This is a genomic window from Candidatus Merdisoma sp. JLR.KK011, assembly GCF_036941125.1.
Classification (GTDB): domain Bacteria; phylum Bacillota; class Clostridia; order Lachnospirales; family Lachnospiraceae; genus Laedolimicola.
On the sequence record NZ_JAYWSZ010000004.1, the window covers coordinates 864750 to 879347 of the forward strand.

A 14598-nucleotide genomic window follows, 5' to 3' on the forward strand; every position below is an offset into this window, starting at 1 on the left:
TAATTCCAGAAAATCCGGGAAAAAGAAAGGAAAACAATTTATGAATCTTAGCTTAACCGGAAAAAAGGCTGTTGTTACCGGCGGCGGAAGGGGACTTTGCAGAAGCATTGCACAGGCATACCTGGATGCAGGAGCCGAAGTGGTCATCGTAGGCAGCTCTGCAAGAACAGAAGAAGCCGCAAAGGAAATAGCCTCCCGCCACCGTACGGCAGCCGCCGTAATCGGAGATTTATCCGAACCGGAACGTATTCCGGAAATTTATGCAGAATGTCTGCGCATCCTTGGCGGAAGGATTGACATTCTGGTCAACGGGGCCGGTTCCCAGTTCCGCTGCCCTGCCGAAACCTTCCCCTATGAACAGTGGGAGAGAATCTTAAAGTTAAATCTGTCAGCAGCCTTTCGGATGTCGCAGCTTGCCGGAAGAGATATGCTTGCGCAAGGCTGCGGAAGGATCATAAACATCGCTTCCATGACCTCCTTTTTCGGAAGTGAGCAGATTCCGGCCTACAGCGCTTCTAAGGGAGGCATCGCACAGCTGACAAAAGCATTATCCAATGAATGGGCAAAAAGAGGCGTTCTTGTGAACGCCATAGCCCCAGGATATATGAAAACCTCATTGACAGAAACAATCAAAACCACGAACCCGTCCCAATATGAGCAAATCACCCAGCGCATCCCGGCAGGAAGATGGGGAACCGGAGAGGACTTACAGGGAATCTCCCTATTATTGGCATCCGATGCGGCATCCTATATAACAGGAGCCGTGATCCCCGTGGACGGGGGATATCTTGGAAAATAAAAAGTCCGGCTTAGCGCTGTCGCGCAGCGACTTTTAATAGGAGGGAAAAAATGGATGTTGGAATTTTAGTACAGGCGCTTGTTAACGGCATCATGATCGGAGGAATCTACGCTATGGTGGGGATGAGTCTGAACATGATCTTCGGAGTTATGAAAATCACAAATTTCTGCCAGGGCGAGATTGTTATGGTCAGTATGTACGTTACCTATCTGCTCTATACCTATCTCAATCTGGATCCCTTTCTCGCCATCCCTTTGGTGGCTCTCATCATGTTTGCCTTCGGCGCAATGCTTCAATCGCTTCTTATCAACCGTTCCATTAAGGAGGACGGAGACCAGAACGTGCTCTTTTTAACCTGTTGTCTGGGAATTTTTCTGACAAACACGGCGCTGCTTCTTTTTTCATCCAACTACAGAACCGTGGAAAGTATTTTCTCCAATCAGGTTATGAAAGTATTTGGAATGAATATCAGCCTGCCCAGATTTGTAAGCTTTCTTCTTCTCTGCCTGGCAACGGTTTTCATTTTCCTGATGCTGAAGCATACGAAGCTTGGCAAGCAGATACGCGCAACCTCGCAGAACCCCACCGGAGCCCAGGTAACGGGAATCAAAACAAAATCCATCTATACCTGCACTTACGGAATCGGAGCCGCCATTGCCGGCATTGCAGGAGCATGTCTTATGTCCTTTTACTACGTATACCCTTCGGTCGGAAACGTATACGGAACCAGGTCTTTTATTGTAGTAACTATGGGCGGCCTGGGCAATGTCTGGGGCGCATTTTCCGGAGGCTTTGTCCTGGGAATCCTAGAGACCGTAGGTTCCACAATCGTAGGCGCGGCATTCAAGGATACCCTTGTATTTGTAGTCTTTATACTGATTCTCGTAATCAAAGAAAACCTTAACATCAAAAGAAAAAGAGGTTAAGAACACGAAAATGGAGGAAATTATGAAACAAAAACACATCGGAATCCGTACCATTTTGCTGCTGGTCTTGATAGCAATTCTTGCCCTGGTGCCTTTCTGGATAAAAACGCCCTATATCCTGGGTATCTTTGTAACTACCTTTTACATCGCCTGCGGAACCATTGCCTGGAGCATTCTTGGCGGCCTGACCGGGCAGACCTCTCTGGGACATGCAGGATTTATGGGACTGGGCGCATACATTACTGCACTGCTGACTACAAAAGCAGAGATTTCTCCCTGGATCTGCATGCTCATCGCCTTTCTTGTGGTAGGACTGATTGCCAGCATTTTGATGGCGCCCTGCTTCGTATTGTCCGGCGCCTACTTCAGTCTGGTTACCATTGCATTTTCCGAAGCCTTCCGCAATCTCTTTATCAACTGGGAGTACGCAGGAAGCGGACAGGGAATCCTGATTCCCATAAAGAAGGGCTTCTGGTGGATGCGGTGGGTATCTAAGGTTCCCTACTATTACATCAGCTTCTTTATGGTGATCCTCTTTTTCATCATCCTGCGCTCCATCGATCACAGCAAGCTGGGCTTTGCCCTTAAAACCATCCGTGAAGATGAGGAAACCGCCAAGGCAATCGGCATCAACCCTTTCAAATACAAGTTTATCGCCACTTTTTTAAGCGCAGGCCTGATCGCCGTTGTAGGCGTATTTTACGCAAACTATATCGGGTACATCAATTCAGACATTATGGATCACTCCTATAGTTTAAATTATGTAATGCCGGCAATCATCGGCGGCGTTGGAAATATCGCCGGGCCGCTTCTTGGTTCTGCCATCCTTACGCCCCTTTCCGAATTCCTGAGCGCAAACCTGTCCTCTGTCGCAAACGGACTGAATCTGATTGTCTATGCAGCCATCGTAATTGTGGTCATCCTTTTTCAGCCAAACGGCATTATGGGATGGTTCGCCCACAGCCGTTTTAAGAAAAACGTCAACCAAAAGCTGGACGCAGTAAATGTGAAGCTGTTCAAGATGAAACCAACAGAAAATGAGGAGTGATGAGGAAATGGCAAATATATTGGAAATCCAAAATCTCAGCAAAAATTTCCAGGGCCTGAAAGCGGTAAGCAATGTAAGCTTCACGGTAAGCGAAAACAGCATTACCGGTATTATCGGAAGCAACGGCGCGGGAAAGACGACCGTATTCAATATGATCAGCGGCGTCCTGCTTCCCTCTGAGGGAACCATTACTTACTGCGGAAATGACATTACCGGAACAAAAGCCCACAAGTATTCAGGCCTGGGCATAGCAAGAACCTTTCAGATTATGAAGCCCCTGCGCAATATGACCGTGCTGGAGAATGTGCTTTCCGGCGCCATGTTCGGACGCAAAAAAATCTCAAACACAAAAGAAGCCAGAGAGTACGCAGCCGAGATTTTAAAGTTCACAGATCTGTATGATAAAAAAGACATGTATCCCAAGGAAATGGGAACGCCTTTTAAAAAGCGCCTGGAGGTTGCAAGAGCCCTGGCTACCGACCCGAAGCTTCTGCTTCTGGACGAGGTTATGGCCGGCCTGAACCCCACAGAGACAGACGAGGCAATCGAGCTGTTTTTGAAAATCAACAATGAAGGAATCACCATTCTTCTCATTGAGCATGTTATGAGGGCAGTAGCCAACCTGTGTGAAAAAGTTGTAGTCATGCATCATGGGGAAAAGGTGTCGGAGGGAACTCCCAGCGAAGTTATGAACGATCCCTATGTGATTGAAATCTATCTGGGAAAGGAGGAGCAGTAAGGTGGGAAACGCTTTTTTTAAGGCCAGCGGCCTGAATGTAAAGTACGGAGATATACAGGTACTGTGGGATGTAAGCTTTGAGGCGGAAAAAGGGGAAATTATCGCTCTGGTAGGCAGTAACGGCGCCGGAAAAAGCACTTCTGTAAAAACAGTAGCCGGGCTGATCCGGCATACCTCGGGAAGCATCGTCTTTGACGGCAACGAGATTCCCGGCGGCAACGCCCGGGCCGCTATCGACGCCGGCATTATCCTGGTTCCCGAAGGGAGGCAGCTCTTCCCACAGATGACTGTTTACGAGAATCTGGAAATGGGCGCATGCAGCAAAATGGCGGAAAGCAAGAAGAAGGAAACCATCGAAAAAGTTTTCCACTGGTTTCCGAAGCTTAAGGAGCGCAGAGGCCAGATGGCCGGAACCTTATCCGGCGGCGAACAGCAGATGGTCGCATTCTCCCGGGGAATGATGGGACTGCCCCGGATGCTGATTATGGACGAGCCCTCCCTGGGCCTTGCACCGAATATTGTAGACGATATCTTCCGCATTGCCAGACAGGTTGCAGAGGAAACCGGGCTCACCATCCTGCTTGTGGAACAGGATGTGCGCAAAGCCCTGCGGCTCGCCAACCGGGGATACGTTCTGGAAAACGGCGTTGTAAATATTACAGGCACCGCCGAGGAATTGTCCAATAACGAAGACGTTAAAAAAGCCTATCTGGGCTTTTGATAAAATTATTTTTAGGAGGAAAAGAAATGAAGAAACGACTATTTACAATCTTTTTGGCAGCATGTATCCTTGGCTCCATGCTTACCGGCTGTGGTTCCGGCGAGAAAGCCCCGGCTTCCGAAGCTCCTTCTGCTTCCGACGACGGCAGCGCTGAAGCGCCGGCAGATGAAGATGATATTATCATCGGTGCCCTCTACCCCATGACAGGCGATCTGGCCGATTCCGGCAAGACCATGCAGCAGGGCATCGACATGGCCGTGGAGGAAGTGAACGAAGCCGGCGGTATCGAAGGCAGACAGGTCAAGGTGATCTACGGCGACACCCAGGGAGATTCCGCAACGGGCATGTCTGAGGCAGAGCGTCTTATCACGCAGGAAAACGTAGATGTTCTGATTGGATGCTATCAGTCCGGCGTTACCCTGACCGTAGCCCAGATTGCAGAGCAGTATGAGGTTCCCATGATTACCGCCAACGCTACATCGGATGCTATCACAGGAAATGGTTATCAGTACTTTTTCCGCCTGGCTCCCACGAATATGATGTTTGTCCGGGATATGATTCAGTACATCGTTGACGAATCCGAAAGCAATTCCGAATTCAGCGGAAATTCCGTTGCCGTTATCACGGATAACTCCGAGGTGGGACAGCAGACGGTTCAGTGGGCAAAATACTGGGCAGAGCAGAACGGCATCCAGTATCTTGGAGAAATCCTCTTTACCTCCGGCGCGGCAGATCTGTCCTCTGAAGTTCTGCAGCTGAAGTCCATGGCTCCGGATGTGGTCATTGCTGACGCTTATGTATCAGATGCAATCCTTTTCACAAACACCTTAAGCGAGCAGGGATATGAGCCCAGCCTGATTGTCTGCAAAGGAAACGGCTTCACGGAGGGCGCTTACTTAGAAAGTGTAGGAACCCGTGCAGACGGCATCGCTGTGGCGACTGAGTTCGTTGTGGGAAGCAAGGGCGTGGAAATCAGCGATAAGTACTATTCCAAATACGGCGAGGAGTTGAACGGTCACTCTGCGGAAGCCTACACAACAGCCTGGGTGCTGATTGACGCCTTCAAAGAGATCGCCGCTTCACAACAGGAGCTCAGCCACAGCAGTATCCGGGATGAATTGGCCAAAATCGTAATTGACGGAAGCTTTTCCAACGGGAACGAAATCATCCTCCCCTACGATACCATTTCCTTTGACGAGGACGAATTCGACGGCGCGCCTTATCTGAATCAGAACTTGAACGCCACCCTGACCATGACTCAGATTCAAGACGGCAGCTATGTGACCATCTGGCCCTATGAGATTGCAGAATCCAAATTGCAGTATCCGGCTGATTATCAATAAACAGGCTCACAATTGGGGGGACAGCCTCCAAGCCAGACACTCTGCAGCAAGCTGACAGGACATCAAGCTTGCAGCGCAGGAATAAGCCATCAGACTTTTCTGATATCCGGTGTACGCAAGTTATGCGGACGAAGAACGCAGAAAAGTCTGGTGGTTTTTTGCGCATAAAAATACGGAAACACAAAAAAGATTGATTTTAAGGGAATATTAGGCTAATATCTGTATTATAAAGAAAAAGGAAATTGATTTGATGAAAAACGGAAAGTACAGTATATCAGACGTAGCCAAGATGCTTGGCGTTTCGAAAGCTACAGTTTCCCGTGCTATAAACGGAAATCCAGGCGTAGGAGACGAACTCCGGAAAAAGGTTCTGGATCTTGTGGATGAGATTGGTTATCGTCCCAACACGATTGCCAAAAGTCTAATCAAAGGTCATGTGAATATCATTGCTCTGATTCTCGGCGATATTCGAAATCCCTTTTATGCAGATTTGACATTTTATATCCAGCAGTGCTTAAACAAAAGCGGCTATATGCTGGTTGTTTTAAACAGCGAATACTATGTGGAGCGGGAGCTGGAATTTCTCGATCTGATTCAGCAGTTCAGCTTTGCCGGGCTTATTCTGCTTACTGCTCAGGATGACGGTGTGGAAAACACTCTAAAGGCATTGGAGCTTCCCAAGGTATTGGTGAACCGCGTTCTGCCCTCCTACAACGGAAATTCTGTACTGACCGATAATTTCAAAGCCGGTTATATGGCTGTTACCCATCTTTTCGAGCTGGGGCACACCCGAATCGGATTTGTCCGGGGCCCCCAGGTTTCCTCTGCTTCAAGGATGAGATATCTGGGATACTGCCAGGCTCTTGGCAGCTATGGCCTTCCCCTTCAGGAGGAATTCGTATTTGACAGCGAGCTGAAGATGGAAGCCGGCAAAGAAGTCGCCCTTGATTTTGCAAAAAAAGCCGGGAAAAAACCTACTGCCATGATCGTTGTAAACGATCTGGCTGCCATCGGCTTTATGGACGGCTGCCGGGAGCAAAACATCCGCATTCCAGAGGACATTTCCGTTGTCAGCTTTGACAATATTGCATTTTCTTCCATCAAAGGCATTGAACTAACAACCATCGGACAGAATGTCCGGATGATGGGGGAGCAAGCCGCCCGTCTGATCTTAAAACAGATAGAGGGGAACGATTCCAAAGTCGAAAAAATCGTTCTGGAACCAACCCTCTTTGTCCGCAGTTCCACCAGGCAGTTTGACGAGACCAATAAAAATCTGCTGATTAAGCCGTGAAGGCCGGTTATTCCTTTCTTTTATCTGCCATTGCCCTTACCAGCCGGAACACCTGCTCGCTTGTCTCCAGGAGGTTCTCTCTTGCATTCTCCGGCTTCATGGCTTCCTCTAAGGTCGTTACTCTGCGCAGAATCGGGAAGAAGGCGTCGATTCCTGCCTCGTTGCAGGCAGAGGCGTCCTTTTTGACAATTCCCGAAAATGCGATTACCGGCTTTCCATATTTCTTCGCAAGCCCGGCCACTCCCACAGGGGCCTTTCCCTGCACCGTCTGCCCGTCCAGGCAGCCCTCCCCGGTTACGACCAGGTCTGCATCCTGAACAAGCTCTTCCAGATGCGTTTCTTCCATAACAATCCGGATTCCCGACTCCAAGACTGCATTGGTAAAGGTCAGAAAGGCAAAGCCAAGCCCTCCCACCGCACCGGTTCCCGGCGCTTCCGGATCCGCTTCCGGGTTCAGCTCCTTTGCCAAAAATGCGCAGCGGCCCAGGAGGCCGTCCAGCTTCGTAACCATCTCTGCGTCCGCTCCCTTCTGAGGGCCGTACACGGCGCTGGCCCCTATGGGGCCGCAGAGGGGATTCGTCACGTCGCAGGCAATGCGGAAGGTGCAGTCCTTCAGTTCCTCCATGACATGCTCCGCTTTGATTTTATGGAGTACCGAAAGGCCTTCCCCTCCGAAGGGCACCTGATTCCCTTCTTTGTCCAGCATCTCGAATCCCAGCGCCTGCAGCATCCCGATTCCGCCGTCATTGGTCGCGCTTCCGCCGATTCCGACAATGAAATGGCGGCATCCCTTTTCGATCGCATCCCGGATCATCTCTCCCACGCCGTAAGTTGTTGTTTTCATGGGATTGCGTTTTTCCGGCTCTACCAGCGTAATTCCTGCCGCCGAAGCCATCTCCAGGACAGCCGTCTTTCCATCGGGGAGAATGCCGTAAGAGGCTGGCTGCGGTTCCCCCAGAGGCCCAGTCACGCTTAAGCTCTGCCAGGTTCCCTTAAGCCCTAAGGTCAGAGCCTCCGCCGTCCCTTCGCCGCCGTCCGCCAGAGGGCTTATCCGGATCTCCGCATCCGGGTATACTTTTTTGATGCCCTCTGCTATGGTACTGCCTGCTTCTAAGGAAGGAAGACTTCCCTTTAGTGAATCAATCGCAATTACAACTCTCATACCTGTTTTATATTCTCCCTTCCGGCTCCGTCTCCCGGCCGCTGTCAGCACTTCGTAAAGTACATGGAGATCCCCTGTCCCCCTCCGATGCACATACTGATCATAGCATCTTTTTTATCCGTCCGCAATAATTCATACAATACTTTCACAGTCAGTATCGCCCCGGTTGCCCCGATAGGATGACCGATGGAAATTCCGCCTCCATAGATATTCACCTTATTCTTGTCAAGCCCCAGATCCCGGCTCACTGCATAAGCCTGGCTGGCAAAGGCCTCATTGATCTCAAACATATCAATCTCTTTCAGATTCAGCCCAAGCCTGGCCGCAAGCTTCTCGCTGGAGAGCTTCGGGGAATACCCCATAAGCTCCGCGTCAAAGCCTGCCACTGCAAAGCCTTCTATCTTAAGCTTCGGCGTTACCCCCAGCTCCTTTGCCTTCTCTGCCGACATCACCACCACGGCAGCCGCGCCGTCATTTAAGCTGGAGGAGTTTCCTGCCGTCACCGTGCCGTCTTTTACAAAACACGGGCGAAGCTTTGCCAGCTTCTCTATGGTCTGACCGTCCCTGGGGCCTTCGTCCGTATCAAATACCGTGACATTGCCCTTCCGGTCTTTCAGCTCTACCGGAAGAATCTCCTCCTTAAACTTCCCGGCCTTGATAGCGGCGCAGGCCTTCTGATGGCTTTCCAGGGCAAACTGATCCTGCTCTTCCCTTGTCACATGATACTTCTCCGCCACATTTTCCGCCGTCACCCCGTTATGATTGCCGTCTAAGGGCCAGGTCAGAATGTCAATCACCCCGTCCTCGAAGCTCTTGTGCCCCATCCTTGCGCCCCACCGGGCATCCTTTACATAGTAGGGAAGCTGTGAGATATTCTCTGCTCCCCCTGCCACGACCACCTCTGCCTGTCCGGTCTGAATCTCCATCACTGCCTCCGCAACTGCCTGCAGTCCGGAGCCGCACTGGCGGTTTACGGAATAAGCCGCGGACTCCTTCGGCATCCCTGCCTTAAGGCTCACCGCCCTTGCAATAAATCCGTTTTCCGCTATCTCTCCCACCTGTCCGATCACAACCTCGTCTACATCCGAAGGCTGGATTCCGGCGCGCTTTACCGCCTCTTTTACGACCATGGCTCCCATGTCAATGGCCGATACATCTTTTAAACTTCCGCCGTAGCTTCCCACTGGAAGGCGGACGCCGCTTACGATTACTACATCCTTCATTTTCTTTTTCCCCTTTTCTCAGCTTATCTTATTTCCTTTTTCATCGTATTTATAGAAGCCCTGTCCGGTCTTTTTTCCCAGATGGCCCGCTTTCACCATGGTCTCAAGCAGGGGGCAGGGTCTGTACTTGCTGTCATGGAAGCCGTTGTAAAGCCCCGTCATCGTAGCAAGCATGGTGTCAATTCCTACAAAGTCCGTCAATTCAATGGGGCCCATAGGATGATTGCAGCCAAGCTTCATGGCATTGTCTACGTCCTCCGGCCTGCTTCCCTCCATTACCATAAAGGCAGCTTCATTCTGCATGGGAACCAGAATCCGGTTCACCATAAAGCCCGGATATTCCGGCGCATCCACTGTTGTTTTTCCAATCTGTCCGGCAAACTCCTTTACCTTCTCATAAGTTTCGTCAGAAGTCACCAGACCGCGCACCAGCTCCACCAGCTTCATAACCGGCGCCGGATAGAAGAAGTGGACTCCCATTACCTTGTCCGGGCGGTTTGTTACGGAAGCAATCTCCGAAATGCTTAAGCCCGATGTGTTGGAAACAATTAAAGTATCTGCATCGGCGGCTTCATCTACCTTTCGGAAGGTATCTTTTTTAATCTCGATCTTTTCCGGAACCGCCTCAATCACGATGGCCGCTCCTTTTACGTCCTCAAAGCTTCCGCTGTAGGTCAGCCTGCCTAGAATTTCTTCTTTCTTTTCTTCTGTCATGGAGCCTTTTGTTACCTTTCTGGCAAAAAGGGCTTCCAGATTGGCCTTTGCCTTGTCGATGGCTGACGGGAAGGTGTCGATGTTCACCACCTCGAATCCTGCCTGGGCACATGTCTGCGCAATACCGCTCCCCATAAGTCCTGCTCCAACTACTGCTGCTTTCATCTCATATCCTCCATTCCAGTACCGTAATATTTTTTCCGTACACCTCGTTCTAAATCAATTTCCGGCCGCAGATTCATGCGTCCGTAAATCGATTTGTGCACGGAAAAAATATTACTGTTCCAGTTCCGTAATATTTTTTCTGTACACCTTGTTCTAAATCAATTTCCCCTATTTTTCTTTAAGCTCCAGCCCGAAGGGGCCGTCCGGAATAAAAAGCTTCTCGTCCATCACTTTCAAATCCGCGCTCACTATGGGCGCAAAATCCATCTGCTCCAGCACCTGGGTCTGCAAATCAATTCCCGGGGCAATCTCAATCAGCTCTACGCCCTCCCTGCACAGGCGGAATACCGCCCGTTCCGTCACAATGAGAACCTCCTGCCCTTTTTCCCGGGCCATAGGGCCGTTGAAGGAGAGCTGCGCTGCCTCCTTTACCATCTTGCGGATCTTTCCCTCTTTGACAATCTTAAGCTTCCCCTCCGAGAATTCATATTCCGCTCCGCTGGCAGTAAAGGTTCCCAGAAAAACCACCTTCTTGGCATTCTGCGTAATATCAATAAAGCCCCCGGCCCCCGTGCACCTGGATCCCATTTTGGTAGAATTGACGCTTCCGTCCTCCCCAAGCTCCCCAAGGCCCATAAAAGTAATATCTACACCAGCTCCATTGTAGTAATCCATCTGCTCGTGATGGCCGATCATGGCATACAGGTTCTGGCCGATTCCAAAGTCAATGCCTCCTGCCTGGACACCGCCGTAGATGCCGGACTCTACCGTGATCATAATATCGTCCGATACGCCTTCCTCGTTGCAGACCTTTCCCACCATATCGTTAGGGATTCCCGTTCCCAGATTTACCACAGCTCCCCTGTACAGCTCCATGGCTCCCCGGCGGGCGATAAATTTCCGCTCGTTAAAAGGAGCCGGGGGAATATTTCCCTGGGGAACACGCACCTGGCCGCAGTAGGAAGGATCAAAGTACCAGGACGAGGTCTGGCGGTGATCCTCCATAGGATTCCCGCACACCACAATATCGTCGATAAAGACGCCCGGAACTGTCACTTCCTTGGGATGAATCGTCCCCGTCTGCACCACCTGTTTTACCTGGGCAATCACCCTTCCGCCCCAGCGTTTTGCCGCCAGCACCGCCGGAAGCACCTCAAGCTTCATGGCCTCCTCCGTAGTCGTCAGATTGCCCATTTCGTCGCAGGCCGTTCCGCGGATCACGCACACGTCAATGGAAATCTGGCGGTAAAACATATACTCCTCATTGTCATAAGTGAGAATGTCCACAATGTCCGGCAGCGGCTTGGTGCGTTCGTTCATTTTTCCGCCCTCGACTCTGGGGTCAATAAAAGTACCCAGCCCGACCTTGGACATTTTCCCCGGAAGTCCGCAGGCCATGCTGCGGTAGAGCTGGGCAATCTGTCCCTGGGGCAGGCAGTAAGCTTCCACCTGGCTGTTTGCAATCATTTCCATCCACTTGGGCTGCAGCCCCCAGTGAGAGCCGATGATCCGCTTCACCATCCCCTCATGGGCCAAATGCTGGATTCCATCCTTCCGATCGCTCTGTCCGCAGGAGTGCAGAAGCGTCAGATTGGCCGGATGCCCTGTGTCCAGAAAGCTCTTTTCCAGTTCTTTTAAAATGGATTCGCTGGCGCTGACAAGGGTCATGGCGATGGTGCAGATGGTACTATTGTCCTTTACCTTCGCAGCCGCTTCTCTGGCCGTAATAAAATTTGCTTTCAGCATAATCTTATTTCCTCTCTTTTTTTCTGTTTATCTATTTCACATCTGCTTTTCTGCAAACAGCTCCTTAATCCGCCTTTTATCCGTCTTAAGCCCTGGCGTCTTGGGAACCGCCTCCACAAAGAGAATCTGCTCTGGTATCTTATACCGCGCAAGCCTGCCTTTGAGCCGCTCCTTTATGTCCTCCTGGGTAAGATGCGCCTGCTCCTCCAGCACAACCACCGCAGCCGCGGCTTCCCCGTAGACTGCATCCGGAATTCCGGCCACCGCAGCGTCCCGGACACCCTCTATGGCCATCAGCTCATCCTCCACATCCGTACACCAGATTTTTTCACCGCCCCGGTTAATCATGTCCTTCTTCCGATCCACAATGAATACATAAGAGTCCTCGTTGATATAGCCCATATCTCCGGTGTTAAGCCAGCCGTCCTTTGTAATAAGGGGTGTATCCAGATGATAATAATATTCACAGATATTGGCGCCTCTCAAAAATACAAGCCCAACGGTTCCCTCCGGCGCCTCATTGCCTTCCTCATCCGCAATCTTAATCTCCATTCCAGGGACCGGCTTTCCCTCGGATCCCGGATAAATACTGGTAGCCGCATCATAGGGAAATACCGTTCCGGGAGAGGATGTCTCCGTCATGCCGTAGACATTCTGAAGCTTCATTTCCGGCATCCAGCGGTGAAGCTTTTTCAAGGTCTCTACCGGAAGGTAGCTGCTTCCGCAGGCCAGAGTCCGGATCGAAGGAAGCCTTGGGAATTCTTTCTGGTAATTCAGAAGCAGTCCAAATACCGTAGGGGAGCCGTGCATAAAGGTGATCCCATGCCTACACACACCCTCCAGAATCCGCCTGGCATCATAGCGTTTATACAGGTAAACCGTACCTCCCAGGCAGACAAAGAGCCCCAGCAGGGCCACCAGGCCGGTAATATGGTAAACCGGCACCGGGATAATGGTCTTATCCTCCGAATCCAGATGGAGAAGCCTCTGATAAATCATAACCGCATGGTTGATGTTATAATTTTTCAGCACAACGCCTTTACTGGCAGAGGTAGTCCCGGAGGTAAACATGATGATTGCTTCATCCGCGAGCTCTCCCACGCCCTCCTCCCAGGGCGCTTCCGGCATATGCAGATATGTAAAGCCGTACTCCTTTTCTTCGCCGTGGGTGAGCAGCACCGGAATTCCCATATTTTCATAAGCAGGACTCCATGCCTCGTAATCCTCACTGACCAGAATGCAGGCAAGATCTGCTTTCTCAACCAGAGAGCGTACCTCCGGCTCCCGGTACTTGGTTGGAAAAGGGACGCTTACTGCGCCCAGCTTGCTCACTGCGTAGAAAGAAGCTGCAAATTCTATCCCATTATTCAGAAGGAGACCCACATGACCGCCCTTTTTTACCTGCATGGTCTCTCTCAAATAGAAGGCCAGACTGTCTGTCATGCTCAAAAATTCCCGGTAGGTATAGCTGCGGTTCCAGTTGTCGCACAGGCCTGTTTTATGAGGATATTTTTCCGCCGAGGCCCTCAGCATATCATAAAAGCTTTTTTTCATATCCGGAAAGGAGTATACGGTGCGCTCTCCAATCCGCATCTCTCCCATGCCCTTTTGATACCACTCGTTCCATACATTCTTTCCTTTGAGCATGCTCACTCACCTCCTTTTCGCAAAAAATGATTCTCTAATCAAGCTCCGGTCCCTGGTATTGCTCAAAATCATACTGTCCGCTGGAACCAATTATGCGCATATAGCTCTTTATAAATTCCTTCATGGCATTCTGGGCCGCTATGCATAAATCCATATAGTCAATCTCCGGATTTTCCTCCAGGGTTTTTGCCGTGGCAATTCTGGCATGTTTGAACAAATCCGTGCAAACATTGATTTTATTAATGCCGCAGGCCACTGCTTTTTTGATGTTCTCCTCTCCTGCTCCGGAACCTCCGTGGAGCACCAGGGGCATCTGAAGCGTCTCCTTTAAAAGCGCCAGGCGTTCAAAATCCAGCCGGGGAACAAAGCCCTTGGGGTAGCTGCCGTGAGCAGTGCCGATGGCTACCGCCAGGCAGTCGCAGCCTGTGCGCTCTGCAAATTCCTTGGCCTGCTCCGGATTTGTATAAAGATCCTCCTTCTCGTTGTCTGCTTCCTTTGCAAGGCCCACATGGCCAAGCTCTGCTTCGCAGGAAAGCCCCATTCCGTGGGCCATCGAGGCAACAATCTGCGTTCTTCTTACATTTTCCTCAAAGGCAAAGCCCGATGCGTCAATCATAACGCTGGAAAAGCCATAACTCATGGCTGCCGTAATGTCCTCCAGGTTTGCGCCGTGATCCAGGTTAAAGGCCACCGGAACAGATATGCGCTTCGCCATCCCCCGGATCATGGGCGCCAGGATCTCCCCGTGCCCGTGTGCTTTCATCTGGCGGGGGGAGATATTGAGAATAACCGCTGAGCGCTCCTCCTCTGCCGATTGGATAATGGCCTTTGCCTGTTCCATATTGACGCAGTTAATGGCCATAACCGCATAATTGTTATTATGTGCATGCCAGAGCATGTCTTTCATCGATACATACATACTATCCTCCATTCTAGTCCCGTAATACCCTGTCCAATCCCCGGCAATCTAGATGAATTTCCGGCCACAGTTTCCTGTGTCCGTAAATCCAGGGTATTACTGATTCCAGTTCCGCAATTCTATTTTTATGCCGGGAAAGAGAAAGGAAAAAG

General features: G+C 50.7%; 13 protein-coding genes. 7 read left to right on the forward strand and 6 right to left on the reverse strand.

Translation table 11 applies throughout. From position 1 onward, the window contains the following. The first annotated feature begins 40 nt into the window (after positions 1-40). The 7 genes from VV089_RS18020 to VV089_RS18050 all read left to right on the forward strand — a co-directional run bounded on the left by VV089_RS18020 (position 41) and on the right by VV089_RS18050 (position 6870). Positions 41-799, forward strand: a complete 759-nt coding sequence (locus tag VV089_RS18020) for an SDR family oxidoreductase (protein WP_334336879.1) — start codon at positions 41-43, stop codon at positions 797-799. Between the two features lie 50 nt (positions 800-849). Further along, on the forward strand, positions 850-1725 hold the full coding sequence (locus tag VV089_RS18025; protein WP_334336880.1) for a branched-chain amino acid ABC transporter permease: 876 nt from the start codon (positions 850-852) through the stop codon (positions 1723-1725). A 22-nt stretch (positions 1726-1747) separates the two neighbouring features. Then, positions 1748-2773, forward strand: coding sequence for a branched-chain amino acid ABC transporter permease (locus tag VV089_RS18030; RefSeq protein WP_334336881.1), 1026 nt, complete (start codon positions 1748-1750; stop codon positions 2771-2773). 7 nt (positions 2774-2780) lie between these two features. After that, a complete protein-coding gene (locus VV089_RS18035) occupies positions 2781-3512 on the forward strand; it encodes an ABC transporter ATP-binding protein (protein WP_334336882.1) in 732 nt (243 codons plus the stop codon). 1 nt (position 3513) lies between these two features. Next, positions 3514-4233, forward strand: a complete 720-nt coding sequence (locus tag VV089_RS18040) for an ABC transporter ATP-binding protein (protein ID WP_334336883.1) — start codon at positions 3514-3516, stop codon at positions 4231-4233. A 26-nt stretch (positions 4234-4259) separates the two neighbouring features. Further along, the gene (locus VV089_RS18045) at positions 4260-5576 is read left to right on the forward strand and encodes an ABC transporter substrate-binding protein (protein WP_334336884.1); all 1317 of its coding nucleotides are present in this window, start codon (positions 4260-4262) and stop codon (positions 5574-5576) included. A gap of 250 nt (positions 5577-5826) precedes the next feature. Next, positions 5827-6870 (forward strand): LacI family DNA-binding transcriptional regulator, encoded by a 1044-nt coding sequence (locus tag VV089_RS18050; RefSeq protein ID WP_334336885.1) that lies wholly within the window; start codon positions 5827-5829, stop codon positions 6868-6870. A gap of 7 nt (positions 6871-6877) precedes the next feature. On the opposite strand, the gene VV089_RS18055 is transcribed toward VV089_RS18050, so the two are convergent. The 6 genes from VV089_RS18055 to VV089_RS18080 form a co-directional block, all read right to left on the reverse strand. Further along, positions 6878-8032: a glycerate kinase family protein gene (locus VV089_RS18055; protein WP_334336886.1), complete on the reverse strand. Its 1155-nt coding sequence runs from the start codon at positions 8030-8032 to the stop codon at positions 6878-6880. Positions 8033-8076: 44 nt separating this feature from the next. Then, positions 8077-9255, reverse strand: coding sequence for a thiolase family protein (locus VV089_RS18060; RefSeq protein WP_334336887.1), 1179 nt, complete (start codon positions 9253-9255; stop codon positions 8077-8079). A gap of 18 nt (positions 9256-9273) precedes the next feature. Continuing rightward, a complete protein-coding gene (locus VV089_RS18065) occupies positions 9274-10134 on the reverse strand; it encodes a 3-hydroxyacyl-CoA dehydrogenase family protein (protein ID WP_334336888.1) in 861 nt (286 codons plus the stop codon). A 168-nt stretch (positions 10135-10302) separates the two neighbouring features. Then, the gene (locus tag VV089_RS18070; protein ID WP_334336889.1) at positions 10303-11880 is read right to left on the reverse strand and encodes an acyl CoA:acetate/3-ketoacid CoA transferase; all 1578 of its coding nucleotides are present in this window, start codon (positions 11878-11880) and stop codon (positions 10303-10305) included. Between the two features lie 36 nt (positions 11881-11916). Next, complete coding sequence (locus tag VV089_RS18075) at positions 11917-13527, reverse strand: class I adenylate-forming enzyme family protein (RefSeq protein ID WP_334336890.1); 1611 nt, start codon at positions 13525-13527, stop codon at positions 11917-11919. Between the two features lie 34 nt (positions 13528-13561). Beyond that, positions 13562-14446, reverse strand: coding sequence for a class II fructose-bisphosphate aldolase (locus VV089_RS18080; protein WP_334336891.1), 885 nt, complete (start codon positions 14444-14446; stop codon positions 13562-13564). Positions 14447-14598: the final 152 nt, after the last annotated feature.